22 protein-coding genes are annotated in these 20,407 nt (G+C 70.6%); 14 read left to right on the forward strand and 8 right to left on the reverse strand.

Features of this window, described 5'->3' with window-relative positions:
• Positions 1–77: 77 nt before the first annotated feature.
• Complete coding sequence (locus tag ACLJOK_RS20170; RefSeq protein ID WP_410820275.1) at positions 78–629, reverse strand: Uma2 family endonuclease; 552 nt, start codon at positions 627–629, stop codon at positions 78–80.
• A gap of 101 nt (positions 630–730) precedes the next feature.
• On the opposite strand from ACLJOK_RS20170, the gene ACLJOK_RS20175 reads away from it, so the two are divergent.
• The 4 genes from ACLJOK_RS20175 (at position 731) to ACLJOK_RS20190 (ending at position 4,009) form a co-directional block, all read left to right on the forward strand.
• A complete protein-coding gene (locus ACLJOK_RS20175; RefSeq protein ID WP_410820276.1) occupies positions 731–1,474 on the forward strand; it encodes a M50 family metallopeptidase in 744 nt (247 codons plus the stop codon).
• A gap of 123 nt (positions 1,475–1,597) precedes the next feature.
• The gene (locus ACLJOK_RS20180; protein ID WP_410820277.1) at positions 1,598–2,581 is read left to right on the forward strand and encodes a ketopantoate reductase family protein; all 984 of its coding nucleotides are present in this window, start codon (positions 1,598–1,600) and stop codon (positions 2,579–2,581) included.
• A gap of 62 nt (positions 2,582–2,643) precedes the next feature.
• Positions 2,644–3,144, forward strand: a complete 501-nt coding sequence (locus tag ACLJOK_RS20185; protein WP_410820278.1) for a SigE family RNA polymerase sigma factor — start codon at positions 2,644–2,646, stop codon at positions 3,142–3,144.
• On the forward strand, positions 3,137–4,009 hold the full coding sequence (locus ACLJOK_RS20190) for a hypothetical protein (protein WP_410820279.1): 873 nt from the start codon (positions 3,137–3,139) through the stop codon (positions 4,007–4,009). The genes ACLJOK_RS20185 and ACLJOK_RS20190 overlap by 8 nt, the downstream gene beginning before the upstream one ends.
• Positions 4,010–4,041: 32 nt before the next feature.
• On the opposite strand, the gene ACLJOK_RS20195 is transcribed toward ACLJOK_RS20190, so the two are convergent.
• On the reverse strand, positions 4,042–5,625 hold the full coding sequence (locus ACLJOK_RS20195; RefSeq protein ID WP_410820280.1) for an acyl-CoA carboxylase subunit beta: 1,584 nt from the start codon (positions 5,623–5,625) through the stop codon (positions 4,042–4,044).
• 84 nt (positions 5,626–5,709) lie between these two features.
• Here ACLJOK_RS20195 and ACLJOK_RS20200 point away from each other — a divergent pair, with 84 nt between their 5' ends.
• Both ACLJOK_RS20200 and ACLJOK_RS20205 read left to right on the forward strand, forming a co-directional pair.
• On the forward strand, positions 5,710–6,585 hold the full coding sequence (locus tag ACLJOK_RS20200) for a biotin--[acetyl-CoA-carboxylase] ligase (protein ID WP_410820281.1): 876 nt from the start codon (positions 5,710–5,712) through the stop codon (positions 6,583–6,585).
• A gap of 107 nt (positions 6,586–6,692) precedes the next feature.
• Positions 6,693–7,265, forward strand: a complete 573-nt coding sequence (locus tag ACLJOK_RS20205) for a PH domain-containing protein (RefSeq protein WP_210784420.1) — start codon at positions 6,693–6,695, stop codon at positions 7,263–7,265.
• A gap of 45 nt (positions 7,266–7,310) precedes the next feature.
• Here the strand turns inward: ACLJOK_RS20205 and ACLJOK_RS20210 are convergent, their stop codons facing one another.
• The 3 genes from ACLJOK_RS20210 to ACLJOK_RS20220 all read right to left on the reverse strand — a co-directional run bounded on the left by ACLJOK_RS20210 (position 7,311) and on the right by ACLJOK_RS20220 (position 9,301).
• Positions 7,311–7,997: a MaoC/PaaZ C-terminal domain-containing protein gene (locus ACLJOK_RS20210; protein ID WP_410820282.1), complete on the reverse strand. Its 687-nt coding sequence runs from the start codon at positions 7,995–7,997 to the stop codon at positions 7,311–7,313.
• Positions 7,994–8,701: a GtrA family protein gene (locus ACLJOK_RS20215; RefSeq protein WP_410821545.1), complete on the reverse strand. Its 708-nt coding sequence runs from the start codon at positions 8,699–8,701 to the stop codon at positions 7,994–7,996. Before ACLJOK_RS20215 ends, ACLJOK_RS20210 begins: the two co-directional genes overlap by 4 nt.
• A gap of 63 nt (positions 8,702–8,764) precedes the next feature.
• The gene (locus tag ACLJOK_RS20220) at positions 8,765–9,301 is read right to left on the reverse strand and encodes a GtrA family protein (protein WP_410821546.1); all 537 of its coding nucleotides are present in this window, start codon (positions 9,299–9,301) and stop codon (positions 8,765–8,767) included.
• A 439-nt stretch (positions 9,302–9,740) separates the two neighbouring features.
• On the opposite strand from ACLJOK_RS20220, the gene ACLJOK_RS20225 reads away from it, so the two are divergent.
• From ACLJOK_RS20225 to ACLJOK_RS20240, 4 genes are all read left to right on the forward strand, one after another.
• Positions 9,741–11,585, forward strand: coding sequence for a phosphoenolpyruvate carboxykinase (GTP) (locus tag ACLJOK_RS20225; protein ID WP_410820283.1), 1,845 nt, complete (start codon positions 9,741–9,743; stop codon positions 11,583–11,585).
• A gap of 37 nt (positions 11,586–11,622) precedes the next feature.
• Positions 11,623–12,480, forward strand: a complete 858-nt coding sequence (locus ACLJOK_RS20230; protein WP_410820284.1) for a hypothetical protein — start codon at positions 11,623–11,625, stop codon at positions 12,478–12,480.
• 226 nt (positions 12,481–12,706) lie between these two features.
• On the forward strand, positions 12,707–13,903 hold the full coding sequence (locus ACLJOK_RS20235; protein ID WP_410820285.1) for a geranylgeranyl reductase family protein: 1,197 nt from the start codon (positions 12,707–12,709) through the stop codon (positions 13,901–13,903).
• 31 nt (positions 13,904–13,934) lie between these two features.
• Positions 13,935–14,705, forward strand: a complete 771-nt coding sequence (locus ACLJOK_RS20240; RefSeq protein ID WP_091394347.1) for an isoprenyl transferase — start codon at positions 13,935–13,937, stop codon at positions 14,703–14,705.
• A 36-nt stretch (positions 14,706–14,741) separates the two neighbouring features.
• Here the strand turns inward: ACLJOK_RS20240 and otsB are convergent, their stop codons facing one another.
• The 3 genes from otsB to ACLJOK_RS20255 all read right to left on the reverse strand — a co-directional run bounded on the left by otsB (position 14,742) and on the right by ACLJOK_RS20255 (position 16,593).
• Positions 14,742–15,566 carry a trehalose-phosphatase gene (gene otsB, locus ACLJOK_RS20245; RefSeq protein WP_410820286.1) on the reverse strand — a complete coding sequence of 275 codons (825 nt, stop codon included), beginning with the start codon at positions 15,564–15,566 and terminating at the stop codon, positions 14,742–14,744.
• 67 nt (positions 15,567–15,633) lie between these two features.
• Positions 15,634–15,987, reverse strand: coding sequence for a hypothetical protein (locus ACLJOK_RS20250; RefSeq protein WP_091394345.1), 354 nt, complete (start codon positions 15,985–15,987; stop codon positions 15,634–15,636).
• A gap of 162 nt (positions 15,988–16,149) precedes the next feature.
• On the reverse strand, positions 16,150–16,593 hold the full coding sequence (locus ACLJOK_RS20255; RefSeq protein ID WP_030486711.1) for an XRE family transcriptional regulator: 444 nt from the start codon (positions 16,591–16,593) through the stop codon (positions 16,150–16,152).
• A 264-nt stretch (positions 16,594–16,857) separates the two neighbouring features.
• Here ACLJOK_RS20255 and ACLJOK_RS20260 point away from each other — a divergent pair, with 264 nt between their 5' ends.
• From ACLJOK_RS20260 to ACLJOK_RS20275, 4 genes are all read left to right on the forward strand, one after another.
• On the forward strand, positions 16,858–17,202 hold the full coding sequence (locus ACLJOK_RS20260) for a hypothetical protein (RefSeq protein ID WP_030328857.1): 345 nt from the start codon (positions 16,858–16,860) through the stop codon (positions 17,200–17,202).
• A gap of 31 nt (positions 17,203–17,233) precedes the next feature.
• Positions 17,234–17,569, forward strand: a complete 336-nt coding sequence (locus ACLJOK_RS20265; protein WP_091394339.1) for a hypothetical protein — start codon at positions 17,234–17,236, stop codon at positions 17,567–17,569.
• A gap of 413 nt (positions 17,570–17,982) precedes the next feature.
• Positions 17,983–19,398: a PhoH family protein gene (locus tag ACLJOK_RS20270; RefSeq protein ID WP_410820287.1), complete on the forward strand. Its 1,416-nt coding sequence runs from the start codon at positions 17,983–17,985 to the stop codon at positions 19,396–19,398.
• A 277-nt stretch (positions 19,399–19,675) separates the two neighbouring features.
• Positions 19,676–20,353 carry a lytic transglycosylase domain-containing protein gene (locus ACLJOK_RS20275; protein ID WP_410820288.1) on the forward strand — a complete coding sequence of 226 codons (678 nt, stop codon included), beginning with the start codon at positions 19,676–19,678 and terminating at the stop codon, positions 20,351–20,353.
• Positions 20,354–20,407 lie beyond the last annotated feature (54 nt).

Here is a 20,407-nt window from a genome sequence, read left to right on the forward strand (position 1 = left end):
TGCCCTAGATCACAAGGGTGACCGGAAAAAAGCTTCATCGACGCGTCAAGCGGGACCGCTGGCCGAGGTCGGACGGATCAGCGCAGTGTGGCCGGGTCGAGCTGCCAGCGGAACGGCTCGACGACGCTCAGCGTCTCGCCGGGCTTGGCCACCTGATCCTCGACGTAGTGCTCACCGTCCAGCCGGAACAGCCGCAACGAGTGAGCGTCCCCATCCTGCTCGACCAGCAGGTACCAGGGGATTCGCGCAATGGCGTATAGCTGCATCTTGACCAGCCGGTCGGCAGCGGCGTTCCCGGGCGAGACGATCTCGCAGACGAGCACCACCTCGGCGGCCTCTACCGCCGTGCCCTCGTCGTCGGTGTCCGCGACGACCACATCGGGGATGACGATCCGATCCACCCCGAGCCGCACGTTGACCGCCTCGAAGACGAGGAGAGGTTGTGGTCGTACCGCTCGACGCAGGCTGTAGACGAGTTCCCACGACACCAACTGGTGCCGCTTGCTCGGGGCAGGGCTCACGATCAGGCTCCCGTCGAGCAGCTCGATCCGGTCCGGGGTTTCACCCAGGGCGAAGTAGTCGGCCTCGGTCCAGAGCCCGACGTGGTGTCCCAGGGGTTCCGCACTCATCCGCGCTCACCTCCCGCTTCACTCGCCACCCGATCAGTTTCACAGGATACGAGCCGGTGCCTCGGGAGCGACACGGAACGCCGCCGGTAGGCTCGCGCCCCATGATGTCGATCGACGGGCTGGGCGACCTGTGGGACACGTTGTTCGGCGCGCAGCCGGACCCGCCCGCGCTGCTGGTGCTGATCACCGGGGCCGTCGCGCTGGTGGTGGTCTCCACCCGGCTGCCGTGGCGGATCGCCCGTAACGCCATCACCATCGCGCACGAGGGTGGGCACGCCTTGGTCGCCCTGCTCACCGGCCGCAAGCTGCACGGCATCCGGTTGCACTCGGACACGTCCGGGCTGACGCTCTCCGCCGGCCGCCCCACCGGACCGGGCATGATCCTCACCCTGCTCGCCGGATATGTCGCACCGCCGTTGGTCGGGCTGGCCGGCGCCTGGCTGCTCGGTGGTAACCGGATCACCCTGCTGCTCTGGGTGGCAGTGGCGCTGCTGCTGGCCATGCTCGTCATGATCCGCAACGCCTTCGGCGTGGTGTCGTTGCTGATCACCGGGGCGCTGGTGTTCGCCGTCTCGTGGTACGCGACGCCGCAGGTCCAGGCCGCCTTCGCGTACGCCGGGGTGTGGTTTCTGCTGCTCGGTGGGGTGCGGCCGGTGGTCGAGCTGCAACGGTTGCGCTCGCGGGGCCGGATGCCCGCCTCCGACGCCGACCAACTCGCCGGGCTCACCCCGTTCCCGCCGCTGTTCTGGGTTGGCGTCTTCGCCCTCGTCAACCTGGCGGCGCTGATCGCCGGTGCGCTCCTGCTCGCCGGCCCGTTCCTCAGCGACGCCGGCCTGACGCTCTAACCCCGCCTCCGCCCGGTCGATCAAGGAGTTGTTGTGGGCCGCGAAAGCCGCAATACCCCCGCAGCCAGGCACCACAACTCCATGATCGGCGGCGGGAGAGGCGGCGGCGGGCAGAATGAGGCAATGCGATACGTGATCATCGGGGCGGGTGCGGTAGGCGGGACCATCGGCGTACGGCTGGCTGACGCCGACCGGGACGTGACACTGGTGGCCCGCGGTGCCCACCTGGACGCGATCCGCGCGCGGGGTCTGACCCTGCGGCAGCCCGACGGTGAGGTCACCGCCCGGCTCGCGGCGGTGGACCGGCCCACCGACCAGCCGCTGCCAGCGGACACCGTGCTGATCCTCACCGTGAAGTCGCAGGACACCGCCGGCGCGCTTGCCGCCTGGGTGGACGCGCCGGTGGTCGGCGGCGGCACGGCGGGCGAACGTCTGCCGCTGGTGACAGCGCAGAACGGGGTGGCCAACGAGCGGGCCGCGCTGCGGCTCTTCGCCGACGTGCACCCGGTCTGCGTCTGGCTGCCGGCCACCCACCTCGACCCGGGTGTGGTGGTCGCCAACGGGTACCCGCATCCCGGGATGCTCCACATCGGGCGGTACCCCGGGGGCGCCGACGACACCGACCGGGCTATCGCCGCCGACCTGACCGACGCCGGCTTCGTCGCCCCGGTCCGCACCGACGTGTTGCGCTGGAAGTACGGCAAGCTGCTCAGCAACCTCGGCAACGGCCTGCAGGCGCTGCTCGGCCGGGACATCCCGGACGCGCTGGTCGAGCGGGTACGCGCCGAGGGCATCGCCGCGCTCGCCGCCGCCGGCATCGGGCACACCTCACCGGACGAGGAAAAGGCCGAACGCGGTGACCTGGTCGGACAGCGCCCGGTCGACGGCGAGGCCCGCTCCGGCGGCTCCACCTGGCAGAGCCTGGCCCGGGGCACCGGCTCGACCGAGGTCGACCACCTCAACGGCGAGATCGCGCTGCTCGGCCGGTTGCACGGCGTACCGACACCGGTCAACGTCGCCGTGCAGCGGGCCGTACGCCGGGCGGTCCGGGAGCGAATCGGGGCCGGCGCGTTCCCGCTCACCGAGCTGGAAAAGATGATCGCCTGATCGGGGCAACCGACGACCCGGCCCGGTGCGTGTTCCCAGCGACCGACACGGGGAGGTAGCGGGTGCCGGACGTCGACGGGTTCGACGAGTTCTACCGGGGGAGTCGGCAACGACTCCTCGGGTTCGTCTACGCCCTCACCGGCGATCGGGGCGAGGCGCAGGACGCCGTGCAGGAGGCGTACATCCGGGCGTGGCAGCGCTGGTCGACGGTCAGCGGGTACGACGACCCGGAGGCGTGGCTGCGGGTGGTGGCCAGCCGGATCGCGGTCAGCCGGTGGCGCAGTCTGCGGAGCCGGGCCCGCGCGTACCTGCGGCACGGTGCTACCGAGACGGTTCCCGGGCCGGGCACCGACACCGTCGAGGTGGTCGCCGCGCTGCGTCGACTGCCCGAGGAGCAACGCGTCGCTATCGCCCTGTACTACCTGATGGGCATGCCGGTCGCCGACGTGGCGCGGGAGACCGCAGCCCCGGTGGGCACGGTCAAGGCTCGACTCTCCCGGGGGCGTGCCGCGCTCGCCGGTCTGCTCGCCGTCTCTGACCTGGAGGAGGCAACCGATGCGTGACGACCCGACGTTCGTCGAACAGATCCAGCGGGACCTGCGGGACGTGCGATGGCCGGAGCCGGGGGAGATCCGCGCCCGTGCCCGCCGTCGTAGCAGGCGTGCCGCGCTGGCGGCGACGGTCGTGCTGACGCTGGCCGGGGCAGCCACCGCCGTCGCCCTCGGCGGAGTCGGTCGAGGGGTGCCGTCGGTTCCGGCGGCCGCCTCGGTATCCCCCAGCGCCCCTGTCCGTGGCGAGATCGCCACGGAGTCCCTGGTGCAGGCGGCCGACCTGGCCCAGCCGGTGCGGGTGGAGCTCAGCCAGTCCGGGTTCGGGGAGCCCATCATCGTGCAGGCGATGTTGGGCTACTGCCGGAAGAGCCAGCGGCTCACCCCGGTCTGGTCGACGTCTCGCTGGTCGCGGTCACAGACCCTGCTGCGGGAAACCCCGGTGGCTGGCGTCGAGGCCGCCCCTGGTGACGTGCTGCTCAGCCAGGACCTGTACCGGTTGACGCCGGGGGAGGCCGACTCGTTCTTCGGCGGCCTCGACCAGTTGGTGGCGCCCTGCGCAGAGTGGCGCAGCGTCGGGGCGTACGAGTTGAGGGGAGTCACGGGCACCGGGACGGCGTTGCATCGCTGGGCGGTGGTCCAGCGGGGCTTCGCCGGTGACGAGGCCGCACTGCTGCGCCACACCGTCTCGCAGGCCGTGGACCAGAAGACCGGAGAACCCCTTGACGGCGTGGGTCAGCCGACCAGCACCGCCGTGGTCCGGGTTGGCGACCTGGTCACCGTGCTCAGTCTGGGACAGACCGGCACTGAGCCGGAGTTGCGCCGCCTGGCGGCTGTCGCCGCCCGACGAATGTGCGTCGCCGCCAACCCAGCCTGCTGACCCCGGCTCGGGGCCAGCAGGCAGCGGCGAGATCAGAGCGGGATGTTGCCGTGCTTCTTGGGCGGCAGGGTCTCCCGCTTGGTGCGCAGGACGCGCAGCGCCCGGACGATCTGGGTGCGCGTCTCGTGCGGCGGGATCACCGAGTCGATGTACCCGCGCTCGGCGGCTACGTACGGGTTGGCCAGGGTGTCCTCGTACTCGGCGATCTTCTCCGCCCGGACCGCCGCCGGGTCCTCGGCGCCGGCCAGCTCGGAGCGGTAGAGGATGTTCACAGCGCCCTGCGCGCCCATGACCGCGATCTGCGCGGTCGGCCAGGCGAAGTTCAGGTCCGCGCCGAGGTGCTTGGAGCCCATCACGTCGTACGCCCCGCCGTACGCCTTGCGGGTGATCACGGTGACCTTGGGGACGGTCGCCTCGGCGTACGCGTAGATGAGCTTGGCGCCCCGGCGGATGATGCCGTCCCACTCCTGACCGGTGCCGGGCAGGAAGCCGGGCACGTCCACGAAGGTCAGCACCGGGATGTTGAACGCGTCGCAGGTGCGAACGAACCGGGCGGCCTTCTCCGAGGCGGCGATGTCCAGGGTGCCCGCGAAGTGCATCGGCTGGTTGGCCACCACACCGACCGGTCGCCCCTCGACCCGGCCGTAGCCGACCACGATGTTCTGCGCGTAGAGCGGCTGGACCTCCAGGAACTCCCCGTCGTCGAGGACGTGTTCGAGGACGGTGTGCATGTCGTACGGCTGGTTGGCGGAGTCCGGGATCAGGGTGTCCAACTCCCGGTCCTCGTCGCTGATCGCCAGCTCGGCGGGGGCGTCGACGACGACCGGCTCGTCGAGGTTGTTCGACGGCAGGTACGACAGCAGCGCCTTGACGTAGTCGACAGCGTCCTCCTCGTCGCTGGCGAGGTAGTGCGCGTTGCCGCTGCGGGAGTTGTGCGTACGCGCGCCGCCCAGCTCCTCCATGCCGACGTCCTCGCCGGTCACCGTCTTGATCACGTCCGGGCCGGTGATGAACATGTGTGAGGTCTTGTCGACCATCACGGTGAAGTCGGTGACCGCCGGGGAGTAGACCGCGCCGCCGGCACAGGGCCCCATCACCAGTGAGATCTGCGGGATGACGCCGGAGGCCCGCACGTTGCGGAAGAAGATCTCGCCATAGAGGCCGAGCGAGACGACGCCCTCCTGGATGCGCGCGCCGCCGGAGTCGTTGATGCCGACCACCGGGCAGCCGATCTTCATGGCCAGGTCCATCACCTTGACGATCTTCTCGCCGAAGACCTCGCCGAGCGAGCCACCGAAGACCGTGAAGTCCTGCGCGAAGACGCACACCTGCCGGCCGTCCACCGTGCCGTAGCCGGTGACCACGCCGTCGCCGTACGGGCGGTTCCGCTCCAGCCCGAAGGCCGTGGACCGGTGTCGGGCCAGTTCGTCGAGTTCGACGAAGGAGCCCTCGTCGAGGAGCATCTCGATCCGCTCGCGGGCGGTCTTCTTGCCGCGCGCGTGCTGCTTCTCCACGGCGCGAGCCGACCCGGCGTGCACCGCCTCGTCGACCCGGCGCTCCAGGTCCGCCAGCTTGCCCGCGGTGCTGTGGATGTTGGTCCCGGTCTCGGTAGTCACCCAGGGAATATAACGATGGTTCAGGTGGGTGCCGCTGTGCAGTACGCCTCAGTGTCGGCCGGAGCACCGCCGTAGGCTGGCGGAATGTCGGGCTCCCCGTACACCGATCTGGACCGGCCGCCGCTGTCGGCGGCCCGGCTGCGCCGCGCGTTGATCGCGCCGAACGGGCCGTGGGCCCGGCTGGAGCTGCGTGCCGAGACCGGCTCCACAAACGCCGACGTGGCCGAGGCCGCCCGGGCCGACGAGCCCGAGGGTCTGGTGGTGGTCGCCGAGCGGCAGACCGCGGGGCGGGGCCGGCGCGGTCGGGTCTGGCAGTCGCCGGCGCGGGCCGGCATCGCGACGAGCGTGCTGCTGCGGCCCGGCGAGGCCGTGCCGGAGCGCGGCTGGCTGCCGGCGACACCCACGGGGTACGGGTGGCTGCCGTTGCTGGCCGGCGTGGCGCTGGTCGAGACGGTGGCCCGGCTGGCCGAGCTGGAGGCCACCCTCAAGTGGCCGAACGACCTGCTGATCGACGACGCGAAGTGCGCGGGCGTCCTGGCCGAGGCGGTGCCCGGACGCGCGCCGGACCAACCGCCGGCCATCGTGCTGGGCGTCGGGCTCAACGTGACGTTGCGCGCCGACGAGCTGCCGGTGAATCCGACCGGGCTGCCGGCCACCTCGCTCCAGTTGGCCGGCGCGGTGGCCACCGATCGGGATCCGCTGCTGCGGGCGCTGCTGCGGGCGGTCGCCGACTGGTACGACCGTTGGCGTTCGGCGGGCGGCGACGCGGTGGCCAGCGGCCTGCGCGACGCCTACCTGGCGGCCTGCGCGACGATCGGCCGTGAGGTACGCGTCCTGCTCCCCAACGGCGATTCCCTGACCGGCACCGCCACCGGTGTGGACCCGGACGGTCAACTGATGGTCACCACGTCCACCGGCGCCCGAACCCTGGCCGCCGGCGACGTCCTGCACCTCCGCTGAGGACAGGCAAGATCACGAAGAGCCGAGTGGGCCCGCGCGGCGGATGTTGTGGTGGGGCTTGGGGGGTTTACCGTCTGCGCGTCTAGAAAATCGCGTTGGAGGTTCCCGTGGCGTTTCCTGAAGACGTGCTCACCGAGGACGAGCACGTCGTGCTGCACCTGCACCCGCACTGGAAGGCGCTGATCCGGCCGATCGCGGTGCTGGTGCTGGCCATCGCCGCGGTGGTGGTCGGCGTGCTCCTGTTGCCCGAGAGCGGCGGCGGTTCGATCGCGCTGGCCGTGATCGGGGCGATCGCCCTGGTCGCGGTGCTCTGGCTCGGCCTGTGGCCGTTCCTGGTCTGGCGCACCACCCACTACCTGTTCACGAACGAGCGAGTCCTGCTCCAGCAGGGTGTGTTCTCCCGGGACCGGCGGGACCTCCCGCTCGCCCGGGTCAACGACCACTCGATGAACCAGCGTTTCGTCGAGCGCCTGCTCGGCTGCGGGACGCTCACCATCGAGTCGGCCGGTGAGCGCGGCCAGTCGGTGCTCGCCGACGTGCCGGACGTCGGCAAGGTGCAGACCACCTTGTACGAGTTGGTCGAGGCACAGCACGACAAGCACTCGCTGGGCGATGGCGAGATGCGCGACATGCTCGCCGACATGCAGGACGGCAAGCCGCTGCGCGACACCACTACCTGAACCGGACGGGTGGGGACCCGCCCCTGCCGCACTGTCGGGGGTGGGTCAGTCGGGTCGGTGGGCCTCGGGTGAGTCGCTGCTCTCCGTCGGGTCGCCGTCGGACGACCCGACGGTGGACGGGTCCGCTACGGTCGGGCCACTGTCGGGCTGGTCGACTGCGGGCTGGTCCGCGTCGGTCGGCGCGGCTTCGGAGGCTTCGGTTTCGGGGGCTTTGGCCTCGGCGGGGTCGGCCTCGACCGGTCGCACGGCGAACCAGCCACGGAAGCGGGTCCGCAGCACCTCCTGCTCGGGCCGGTCGTCCGGGCCGAGGCGCAGCATGGTGCCGGTGAGGCTCACGGTGCCGAGCCCGGGGCGGGCGGTCGACGGCCGGGCACCCATCACGTCGACCCGGACCGCGAGCCGGTCGCCGGCCCGCACGGGCGCGAGCCAGCGCAGCTCCTCCAGGCCGGGGGACGCGTCCGCGGCGGCCCGGGACAGCAGGTGGTCGACGTACGCGCGCATGAACAGGCTGACGGTGTAGAAGCCGCTGGCGATCAGACCGCCGTGTCGGCTCGCGGCGGCCAGGTCGGGGTCGACGTGGTACCACTGCGGGTCGAAGCGGCGGGCGAAGGCGACCATCTCGTCGGCGTCCACGGTGACCACGCCCAGGTCGACGGTGAGCCCCGGGACGAGATCCTCGAAGAACAGCTCGGCCGGTCGCCCCGTGCCGGAGCGGGCGTCGGGCGTCGTCACCGGCGGGGCGCGCGGCGGGTGCTGACGTGCAGCTCCGCGGCAAGTTCCGCGTCCAGGTCGACGGCGGGGCTGACGCTCAGCCGCGGGGGCCGACCCTGAGTGGGTGTGCCGTTTGGGGAGTCGAGGCGTTGTGCGGCCTCCGCCTCCTCCAGCTCGGACACGGATTCCGCCAACTCGGCGACCGGGTCCATCTCCGCCATCGTGTCCCACTCGTCGCGCGGAATGTCGTGCCAGGTGGACTCGGGCTTCGCGGCCTCGTCCTCGGCCGGTGCGACGGGTTGGAAGACGAAAGTGCGGTATGACCAGAACCGGAACAGGGTGGCCAGCATGACGCCGACGGTCTTGGCCAGATTCAGCGCCAGCAGGCCGTGTACGCCCAGGCCGTACTTGGCCGCCGCGACGGCGCCCAGTTCAATGAGCAGGCCAGCGCCGTTGAAAAGGAAGAAAAGGAGATATTCCCGGCGAAGCGCTGACTTCGGGCGATCGCGGTACGTCCAGTGCCGATTCATGAGGTACGACGTGATGGTGGCGACGATGGTCGCGATCACTGTCGCCTTCAACTGACCATTGACGAAAACGGTCAGTGCAAGGGCATTGAACACCGCGTAATTGATGACGGTGTTGATGCCGCCGACGATGCCGAACTTGAGCGCCTCGTGGATGAACTTCTGCCAGCGCTCAGGCAGCAGGCGGACAAGACGCATGCGAAACACCTTAGGGCAGTCGGTGCGGCCGGCGATCACCGGCCGAACGAGATGGGCGGCAGGTCACGCCCCGTGGTCACGGTCGGGATTCACCTGCGGAACGGTCGGGGTTCCCGCTTCGACGAAGACGAACCGCCGGTACGACCAGAATCGGAACAGCGTGGCGAACCCCGTGCCGACGATGTAGCTGGCGAGGTTGTCCGCCAGGCGCGTCTGGAACACCGCCGGCCAGATGGCGCCGAGCCCGTAGCGGCTGAGCGCGAGGCAGGCCACAGTGATGCCGAGACCGACAGCGTTGAAGAAGAAGAAGAGCGCGTACTCGCGGGCCGCGTTGTTGCGCTGGCGGTGCCGCCAGGTCCAGAACCGGTTGCCCACGAAGGCGACGGACGCGGCGATCACGGTGGAGATCGTCTTCGCCGTCAGCTCCTCGACGCCGTGCTTGCTCGTCATGTAGTTGAAGAGCGCGAAGTCGACGAGGAAGGCGAAGCCGCCCACAGTGGCGAACTTGCTCATCTCGCGGATGAGGTGACCGAAGCGGTCGAGAAGCATGCCGACGAGACCCCCGCGGGTCTGCCGGGGACCCGGTTGTTCCCCGGTCATCGTGGCGGCCACGGAGGGAGCCTACCGGCTGCCGGCCAGTCGGAGGGGTAGCAACGGCAAGCGGGCGTGGTCTCCCGGAGGGGCCCAGCACCGTGTGCGCGACCACTGCACGGAGCGTAGCCAATTGGGAGGACTGAGCCGCCACGGAACGGGAATCCCCGCACCGGTCGGCGGGGCACGTCCACGGCCCGACCGCAACAAGCGTCCGCCGGGGTGCACAACAAGATTTGCGTGAAACTGCGCGGGAAAGCGGGTATCAGCTCGTGATGCCGCAGCGAGGCCGTAGCTTGTGCAGTTCTTCACAACCTGTCCCACTGACTCGGAAGGCTGCCCGGTTTACGCTGAGGCCAATCCCAGGTTTCCACGAAGGCGACGCATCGCGCCGCCGAGTCTCGTGCATCCCATAGATCGGTCAGCGTCGACCACAAGGAGATGTGTCATGGTTGCTCCGGCTGTTGTGCGGGGTATTGATCAGGCCCCGACGTCCCATCCGAAACTGCTCGCCTGGGTCCGTGAGGTCGCGGAACTGACCACCCCCGACCGTGTCGTCTGGGTGGACGGGTCCGACGAGGAGTGGCGCCGCCTCACCGATGAGCTGGTCGAGGCCGGCACCCTGATCCGGCTCAACCCCGAGAAGAAGCCCAACTCTTTCTACGCCCGCACCGACCCGACGGATGTCGCCCGGGTCGAGGAGCGCACCTACATCTGTTCCGTCGACGAGGCGGACGCCGGCCCTACCAACAACTGGATGGCGCCGGCCGAGATGAAGCGGACGATGACGGATTTGTACCGGGGCTCCATGCGCGGTCGCACCATGTACGTCATCCCGTTCGTCATGGGCCCGGTCGAGGCCGAGTCCCCCATGTTCGGTGTCGAGATCACCGACAGCCCGTACGTGGTCGCCTCGATGCGCATCATGACGCGGATGGGCACCCGGGTCCTCGAGGCCCTGGGCAACGACGCGGACTTCGTGCACGCGCTGCACTCGATCGGCGCCCCGCTCGCCCCCGGCCAGCAGGATGTCGCCTGGCCCTGCAACGACACCAAGTACATCTCGCACTTCCCGGAGAGCCGGGAGATCTGGTCGTACGGCTCGGGTTACGGCGGCAACTCGCTGCTGGGCAAGAAGTGCTACTCGCTGCGGATCGCCAGCGTGATGGGCCGGGACGAGGGCTGGCTCGCCGAGCACATGCTGATCCTCAAGATCACCTCCCCGGAGGGTCGGGTCTACCACATCGCCGGCGCGTTCCCGTCCGCCTGCGGCAAGACCAACCTCGCCATGGTGGAGCCGACGATTCCGGGCTGGAAGGTCGAGACCATCGGCGACGACATCGCCTGGATGCGGTTCGGCCCGGACGGCCGCCTCTACGCGGTCAACCCCGAGTACGGCCTGTTCGGCGTCGCGCCCGGCACCGACTGGAAGACCAACGCCAACGCCATGCGCACCCTGGACCGGGGCAACTCCGTCTTCACCAACGTGGGCCTCACCGACGACGGCGACGTCTGGTGGGAGGGCATGGGTGAGCCGCCGGCGCACCTGATCGACTGGAAGGGCAACGACTGGACGCCGGAGAGCGACAGCCTGTCCTCGCACGCCAACAGCCGGTTCTGCACCCCGATCACCCAGTGCCCGATCCTCGCCGACGAGTACTTCGACCCGAACGGCGTGCCGATCGACGCGATCCTCTTCGGCGGCCGCCGCAAGGACACCGTCCCGCTGGTGACCGAGGCCCGCGACTGGGTGCACGGCGTCTACATGGGTGCCACTCTCTCCTCGGAGACCACCGCCGCCGCGTCCGGCGCCGTCGGCGTGGTCCGGCGGGACCCGATGGCGATGCTGCCGTTCATCGGCTACCACGCCGGCGACTACTTCCGGCACTGGATCGAGATGGGCAAGGGCGCCGACGGCGACGAGGCGAAGCTGCCGAAGATCTACTACGTCAACTGGTTCCGCAAGGACCCGGACGGCTCGTTCCTCTGGCCGGGCTTCGGGGAGAACTCCCGGGTGCTCAAGTGGGTCGTCGAGCGACTCGAGGGCACTGCCGACGCGGTGGAGACCCCGGTCGGCATGGTCCCCGCGCCGGACGCCCTGGACGTCGAGGGCCTGGACATGACCCCGGAGGATGTTCGGATCGCGCTGAAGGTCGACCCGGACGAGTGGCGTAACGAGCTGCCGATGATCACCGAGTGGTTCGAGAAGTTCGGTGACAAGCTGCCCGGCGTGCTCTGGGCCGAGCTGGACGCGCTGCGCGCCCGCCTCGACGCCGCGCAACCGCAGCGGTAGGTGTGAACGAGACCTTTCGCGGGCAACATCGGATTTCATGAGGACGGCCGCCGAGACCCAGGTCCGGCGGCCGTCCGCCGTCCGGGTGCTCACCACCTTGCTGGCGACGACGGCGGCGGCCACCGTCGTGGTCGAGCTGCTCAACTGGTGGTACGCCCCGGAGCAGGGTTTCGGGCTGGCCGTACGGACCGGGTGGGCCATGCTGCGCTCGTTCGGCTTCCTGCTGCTGATCGGGCACGTTCGACGGGGTCGTACGGTGGCCCGCCCGTTCGGGCTGATCCTCGCTGTCACCACGATCTTCGCGGTCGGCCGGCTCATCGTGCCCCGGCAGGGGGTGCCGCCACTGCCCGGCCTGATCGGCTTCGCCATTCTCACGGCGCTCTGCGTCGCGGTGGTGTGGTTGCTCTACCGCTCGTCGGCGTTGGCCGGGCACCTGGTCAGGCACCGTCCACGCCTCGTCATCGACTCCGACGGCATCTCCTGGCGGGAGACCCCTCCACGCCGACCCCAGGCCAGCGCCTGGTTGTTGACCAGCCGGGTGGCGGCCTTCACCTACAGCCCGTTGATGCTGGTGCCGGCCCTGGTGGCCGGGAGTTCCATCCTGGATGGTCGACTGACCGCGGTGCCGGCGGTGCTGTTCTGGTTCGGTGCCGGCATCACTGCCAGCTACGCGGTGCTGTTCTGCACCGCGTTCCTGATGCGAGGCAAGGACTGGGCGCGTGGCCTGCTGGTCGTCGTCACGGTCGCCGTACTCGCCATAGATCTGCCCCTGTGCTGGTGGCTGCTGGGCGTGGACGGCCTGATCCGCGACGGCGCCCCCCTGCTAGCGGCGGCCGGCCTGGCCCTCCACGGCCTACGCCGCGCCGCCCGCGCCGAAGACCCCACCCCAGCCTGACCCCCACCCCACCCCCACCCCACCCCACCCCCACCCGTGTCGATCATGGAGTTGTGGTGCCCGGCGCACTCCGGTTTGCCGCTTGCGCGACCCACCACAACTCCATGATCGACGGCGTGGGGCCGGACGGCGCGCTGTGCGGGAGCGGCCCGCGCGAGCCGGTAGGGGGCAGGATGGCGGGGTGGCGGGGTGGCGTCGGTCACAACGGTCGGCGTGGGCGGCGCAGGTGGATCGTCGGGGCGATGCAGGAGCAGTCGCGTCGGCCGGAGGGAGGCGCGCGGTGGGCGACGAGTTCGACGTGGTGGTGGTGGGGGCGGGGCCGGCCGGGGCGGCAGCCGCGTTGACGGCGCGCCGGGCCGGTGCCAGCGTGCTGCTGCTGGACCGGGCCGACTTTCCCCGGGACAAGGCATGTGGTGACGGGATCGCCGCGCACTCGGTGGACGTGCTCGCCGAGCTGGGGGTGACCGAGGCGGTGGCGGGTTACGCCCCGCTGCCGGCGTTACGCATGATCTCGCCGGGTGGCGGCGCGGTGGCCCGGGCGCTACCCCGACCCGCGTACACAGTGCCCCGGGAGGTCTTCGACGCGCGGCTGGTGGCGGCCGCGGTGGCCGCCGGCGCGCAACTGCGCCGGCACACAGTGCGCCAGGTCGAGCCGCGCGCCGATCGCGTGGTGCTCGACGGGCAGGTGTCCGGCCGGGTGGTGATCGGCGCGGACGGCGCCGGCTCGGTGGTGCGTCGGGCGCTCGGCCATCCGCAGAACCCCGACCGGCATCTCGCGCTGGCCATCCGGGGGTACGCCCCGGCTCTGCCCGGCCCGTCCGAGCAGCTCATCGTCACCTCGAAGGCGCGCTGGCCGGCATACGCCTGGTCGTTTCCGATCGGTGACGGACGGGCGAACGTCGGGTACGGGGAGGTCCTGCGCGGTGAGCCACTGAGCCGCGCGTACCTGCTGGACCGACTGGCCGCGCTGCTGCCCGGGACCGATCTGGCGACTGTGACCGCGTTGCGCGCGCATCACCTGCCGCTCTCTACCCACCGGCCGTCGCCGGGGCGAGGGCGCACCCTGCTGGCCGGGGACGCGCTGTCACTGATCAATCCGTTCACCGGGGAGGGGATCTTCTACGCGTTGCTCTCCGGCGCGCTCGCCGGGGCGGCGGCGGCCGGTTCGCCCGAGGGCGCGGCTGGCCGCTACGCCGACGGGTTGCGTCGCCGCCTCGGCACCCACCTGCGGCACAGTTCGGTCGCGGCCTGGCTGGCCCGGCGACGTCGGGTGGTGGACGCAGCGGTCCGGGCCGCCCGTCGGGACGACCGGGTCTTCTACGACGTGGTCGAGTTGGGACTGGGTGACGGACGCCTCACCGCTCGTACGCTCGCACTGATCGGCGCGGGTCTGGGCGGCGGGGATGGGGCTCCGAGGCAGTGAACTGGCTGAAGGGTCGCTACGCTGCTAGGTGATGACGCTGCGGAACCTTATCTACTCCGTGTACGAGCGCCGGCTCACGGCGAAGCTCGCGGGTAAGCCGGTGCCCCGGCATGTCGGGGTGATGTGCGACGGCAACCGCCGATGGGCGAGGGAGATGGGCTTCGTCGACCCGAACGACGGGCACCGGGTCGGCGCCGCGAAGATCAAGCATGTCCTCGGCTGGTGTGACCAGGCCGGCGTCGGGCACGTGACCCTCTACCTGCTGGCCACCGACAACCTGCGCCGTCCGGCCGCTGAGCTGGACCCGCTCCTCAAGATCATTGAGGATCTGGTGGTGGAGCTCTCCGAGGAGGGCAACCCCTGGCGGCTGCGCATCGTCGGGGCGCTCGACCTGCTGCCGGCGCAGACCGCGGCGGCGCTCAAGGGCGCCGAGGAGCGCACCCGCGAGCGCACCGGCGGCGCGGAGGTCAACATCGCAGTGGGCTACGGCGGTCGCCGGGAGATCACCGACGCGGTCCGTTCGCTGCTGCTGGAACACGCCGCCACCGGCGGCACGATCGAGGAGTTGGCCGAGGTGCTGGACGTGGAGCACATCGCCGAGCACCTCTACACCCGGGGCCAGCCCGACCCGGACCTGGTCATCCGCACCAGCGGCGAGCAGCGGCTGTCCGGTTTCATGCTCTGGCAGTCCGCGCACTCGGAGTTCTACTTCTGCGAGCTCAACTGGCCCGATTTCCGGCACATCGACTTTCTACGGGCCCTGCGCTCGTACGCCACCAGACAACGCCGTTACGGCGCCTGACCCGGCGGCGACGCCGTCGGTCGCCGCTCGGGCAGGTCAGGGCAGGTGGGTCAGTGCCCGGGTGAGGAAGTCGCCCAGGGCGGCCGGCGACTCGATGGTCAGGTCGGCAGCGTTGGCCACCTCGTGTCCGGTCTCCGGGTTGGCCACCGCCACGCAGACGCCGAGGAAATCCGGGTCGGCGGCGGCGCGAGCGCGCAGGGCGGCGAAGGCCTTGATGTCGGAGACGTCGTCGCCGAAGTACCAGGCGCCGGTGGCACCCCTGATCGCCTCGCCGATCACCATGCCCTTGTCCCGGTCGACCGGCGGCTTGAGCTCCAGCACCATCCGCCCGGCCTGCGAGCGCAACCCCAGACGGTCGGCCTGCGCCTGCCCCCACTGCTGCACTGTCGCGCCGAGTTGCGGGGCGGTACGCCAGTGCAGCGCGACCGAGAGCCGCTTGTACTCCACGAGCGTGCCGGGCGGCAGCTCCGCCCGAGCCAGGTCGGCCAGCTCCGCCATCGTCGGCACCCAGGGCAGCGCGGCCGGTTCGGTGACTGTCTCCCCACCGGAGTGGCTGTGCTCCAGCCCGTACAGGCCGTAGAGGTCCACGCCGGCGAGCCCGCCGAGCTGATCCCGAAGGAACTCGACGGGTCGGGCGGAGACGATCGCGACCCGCTGCACGACCGGGGCGAGCGCCTCGATCGCGGCCAGCGCCTTGGGCGCCGGGCGTACCGCGGTCGGATCGTCGTCGACGGGCGCGAGCGTGCCGTCGAAGTCGAAGAAGAGCACGGTCCCGGCCGCCCGGCTGGCGGTTATCCGCCAGGCCTGGTCGGCGTTCAACGGGGTTTTCGGCTGCTGATTGCCCAGATTCAACGGCGGCACGCGCGTCAGCGTACCCCGGCGATCCAGGCTCATTCCTGGCCGAGCGAACCCATTGAGCGGTACGCGATCAGCGTTCGGCGGCTCCTCGTCCGCGCCGGCCGAACGGCACCACTGCCGCCTCCTGGCCGTGGCTCAACAGGTAGCCCTCCACGAACCCGGTGTTGCGATCGCCGGTGTGGTTCTCAATTTCGTTGAGCCGGGCCACCAGGAACTCGGTGAGCGCGCTGATTCGGTTGTTCAGACGCTCGTGCAGCTCGGCGACGACGGCCAGGACGACCGCGGTGCCGGCGGTGATGAGCGCAAAGAGGTTGACGAGCAGCGGCAGCTGCCCGCCGTCGACCGCCAGGGTCACTGTGTTGCCGGTCGCCCACAGTGTCACCGACACCGTTGCGACCACGACTGCCAACCACTTCAGGGTCATGGACAGACCCCTCCTTCTGTCCCGCAGGGCTGGGTTCGGCCTTGTCCCGTCCCCCCGCCGATGACGAGCCCAAGCAGTACGAATAGGGACGCTAGCGTGCCCGTTCCAGCCCCGGAGGCAAACGAATGAACCTGACCAGGCGTTCTTTCGCTATCTGAGGAACTAGCCTGCCTGATTGCCCCTTTTTCGGACATCGACCGGCAACGTTGGGCGGTATGCGAGGTATCTAATGGTTTCCCGGATGTGGAACTTCTCCGCGTCCGACACCTGCGGATCGACCAGGCGGCGCAGCAACGCCTCCACGTCGGGGTCCATCGGAGGGGCCGCCTGGCCGGTGCGGGGGCCGGCCGCAGTGCGGTCCCAGCCCAGCGCCGCGAAGGCGGCGGCCGGGTTCAACCCCAGGCCCTCGCAGAAGGCGACCACCCGCTCGGCCTCCGGGTCGCTGGCCCAGTCGCCCCGGACCCAGCGGTTGATGGTCTGCCGGGAGACGCCGGTGCGCCGGGACACCTCGGTGCCGCTCCAGGCTCGGGTTGCCCGCGCCTCGTCCAGAGCCCGCCGGACGAAGGTGGCGAAGGCGATCTTCCGCGCATTGGCCGTCTCGGTCACTCCGTGACGGTACGGCCAGCCGGCCGCGAGTGCGTGCCCCGGCTCGCCACTGTCACGCAGACGTGACGAGGAGTTCGGATTTCCGGTAAACGAGTCAGTGCCACTGTTGAGGGGTGTCACGCGGGCAGAATAGATGAACGTAGTGGCAAACGTAAGCGGACGAAAAGCTGATACTGTCACGCCCATGGGACAATCTACGGTGTGTCACGTGCATGAGACGATTGGTGCTCACATGCGTCACGCCCCCGGTGCCAGGGGGTCGTGGTGACCGAGCTTGCCACCCGCGCCCAGGCCTTCGGGCTGATCGCCGAGGGGGTCGCCGCAGGGCTGACCGCCCCCTGGCGCCTCTACCTGGCCCGAGGCTGCCGCTACCTGTCGCTGAGCGTCGGTGATCGTGCCGAGTGGAACGCCTGGCGTACCCATCTCGGCTGCCCGGAGCTGAGCGTCCGGGTCTACGACGCCGGCGGCGAGATCCGCCGGTCCTCGGTGGCCGAAGTCGTGCTGGACGGCTGCCGGATCAGCGTCGAGCTGGTCGAGGAGGTCAGCACCGACGACCTGGACCGGCTGCTCGTCGCCGACCCCACCACGATCGAGCCGGAGGAGCGATGACCTGGCGTCCCGGCTGGGCCGGAGCTGCCCGATGAGCCCGTTTCTCGCGGTGTTCCTCGTCCTGGTGCTCGGTGCCACCAGTTACGCGGCCGGCCGGCTGCACGGGCAGCTCAGCTACCGCATCGGCTACCGCTTCGGTTACCGCCAGGGCTACTTCGACGGTGACCGGGGCGCCTGGAACCGGCGTCGTCGGGACGCCCAGGCGGCGATCGCCTCGGCCCTGTCGGTCTCGCCCGCGGGCGTGGTCCGCTCCGCCGGTGCCGTCGAACGCCCCGGCACCACGTACACCGGCTCGTCGTTCAGTGCGCCGGCCGCCCCGATCACCGGGCGGCACCCGACCGGCACGCTCGTCCGACGTACCGGTTGAGGTCGGTCGGCGGGGCCACCCCGCCGACCGGCGCCACGAACGCGGTGCGTCGTCCGCGGCGGACACGCACCGTCGGGGCCACGTCAGACCGGTGACGGTGGCCCCACCGGCCGGGATGCGCGCAGGGGGCATGCATCCCGGCCGGTTCCGCCGCGCCCGCGACAATGCCTTTCGGCTGGTGCGGGCGTCGACGGAGCGCTGTTCACGAGCGCGTCTTGGGAGATCCACGTTCGGCCTCTAGCCGGGAAGGTCCGGCGGGGCTAGCGTCTAGGCATGGCACGGGGTTCTCCCGAGCCAGCCGGTCCGCCCGGATCTGCGACCTCGCGCATGGGGTTCCGCATCCGACCCCGTGTCCCCGGGCACCGGAGGAGGCGGAACACGGGTGGCGGGTGCCCATCCGTCGGAGCAGGCCTGTGACGACTCGCCGTACCATCGCCGGTGCCGACCAGACCCCGGCCGCGACTGCCACGCCCCGCCGAGCCACCAGGAGCCGCCGTTCGGCAGCCGCCGCGCCGGCCGACCCCAAGGAGCCACGACCAGCCGGCCAGGCCTTTGTCCTGGACACGTCGGTGCTTCTCTCCGATCCGGCAGCGTTCCACCGGTTCGCGGAGCACGAGGTGGTGCTACCTCTGGTGGTCATCACCGAGCTGGAAGGCAAGCGGCACCATCCGGAGCTGGGCTGGTTCGCCCGGCAGTCGCTGCGGATGCTCGACGACCTGCGGGTTCGGCACGGCCGACTCGACCGCCCGGTGCCCGCCAACGACGTCGGCGGCACCCTGCGGGTGGAGCTCAACCACACCGACGACGGCGTCCTGCCGCCCGGGTTCCGCACCGAGAGCAATGACGCCCGGATCCTCTCCGTCGCGCTCAACCTCGCCGCCGAGGGGCGGGAGGTGACCCTGGTCAGCAAGGACATGCCGTTGCGGGTCAAGGCGGCCTCGGTGGGTCTGCGTGCCGACGAGTACCGCCACGGCCAGGCCAGCGACCCGACCTGGACCGGCATGTCGGAGATGGAGTTGAGCGAGGAGCAGATCGGCCAGCTGTACGCCGGCGAGACACTCGACGTCGACGAGGCGGCCGGGCTGCCCTGCCACACCGGTCTGGTGCTGCACTCGGTGCGTGGGTCCGCGCTCGGTCGGGTGCTGCCGGACAAGTCGGTGCGTCTGGTCCGGGGCGACCGGGAGGCGTTCGGGCTGCACGGCCGCTCGGCCGAGCAGCGGATCGCTCTCGACCTGCTGTTGGACGAGTCGATCGGGATCGTCTCGCTGGGTGGCCGGGCCGGCACCGGCAAGTCGGCGCTGGCGCTCTGCGCCGGGTTGGAGGCGGTGATGGAGCGCCGCCGGCACAAGAAGGTGATCGTGTTCCGCCCGCTGTACGCCGTCGGTGGCCAGGAGTTGGGCTACCTGCCGGGCTCGGAGTCGGAGAAGATGTCGCCGTGGGCCCAGGCGGTCTTCGACACGCTCGGCGCTGTGGTGCACGAGAACGTGCTGGAGGAGGTCACCTCGCGGGGCATCCTGGAGGTGCTGCCGCTGACCCACATCCGCGGGCGCAGCCTGCACGACGCCTACGTGATCGTGGACGAGGCCCAGTCGCTGGAGCGCGGGGTGCTGTTGACGGTGCTGTCCCGGATCGGGCAGGGCTCCCGGGTGGTGCTCACCCACGACGTGGCCCAGCGGGACAATCTGCGGGTCGGCCGGCACGACGGGGTGACGGCTGTCATCGAAGCGCTCAAGGGCCATCCGCTCTTCGCGCACGTCACCCTCAGCCGGTCGGAGCGGTCGCCGATCGCCGCTATGGTCACGGACCTCCTGGAGGACATCCCGATCTGACGGGGCTTATGCGGGTTTTTGTCCGCATTTTAGGTGTGGCGCAGATCACAAACTGCCTGGTTGGTTTCCCATCAGCCTCACTGTGCGCAATCGTGTCCCACGAGCGTCCATGCACCACCGGAATCGTTGGCGATCGTTCGTCCCGAGACGGACGGCATCGGCGAAGGTCGGTGCGTCGGCGCGACCGGCAACCGGTCGGGGCGCTCGTGGCACGGCTGACGGCCCACCTGTGGTCTGCGCCGCGCCGCGTCCTTGCTCCCGACGAAGGGACCACTTCGTGAGTCGGCTGTGGAGCCGGTTGGGCGCCCGTACGGCTGCTGTAGCGCTGCTCTCCGTGGGCGTTGCCGGTGGCTTCTACCTGGGCGAAGACCGGGAAACCCAGCAACAGGGTCTGACCGAGCAGGTCAGTCTCGAAGTCGACCGGGCCGACCTCGCGTACCAGCGCGAGCGGCAGGCCGCCCACCAGGTGCAGTTCTCCAAGCAGCGGGCCGTCGAGTACCAGGCCAAGCTGCGGGCCGCGCAGGCCGCCAAGGAAGCCGCCGAGCGGGCCCGCCGGGCCGAGGCCGCCGCGGCGTCCCGAAAGCGCGACCGTGCCGCCGCCAACGCGCCCGCCAAGCCGTACGACGGGCCGATCCCGGCGTCCTGCGCCGAGTACAGCGGCAACCGCAAGACCGGCTGCGCCCTGATGATCAGCGCGGGTTTCGGCATCGCCGAGTTCCCCTGCCTGGAGAAGCTCTGGACCAAGGAGAGCGGCTGGAACCACAAGGCCAGCAACTCCTCGTCCGGTGCGTACGGCATCCCGCAGTCTCTGCCGGGCAGCAAGATGGGCTCCGTCGCGTCGGACTGGCGGACCAACCCGGCCACGCAGATCAAGTGGGGGTTGGGCTACATCAAGGGCAGGTACAAGACGCCCTGCGGTGCCTGGACCTACTTCCAGAACAACGGGCACTACTGACGGCTCTCGAAGGCGGGGCGGGTGGCTCTCCACCCGCCCCGCCTTCGCGTACTT

The sequence above is a fragment of the Micromonospora sp. 050-3 genome (genome assembly GCF_046549335.1).
GTDB lineage: Bacteria > Actinomycetota > Actinomycetes > Mycobacteriales > Micromonosporaceae > Micromonospora > Micromonospora trifolii.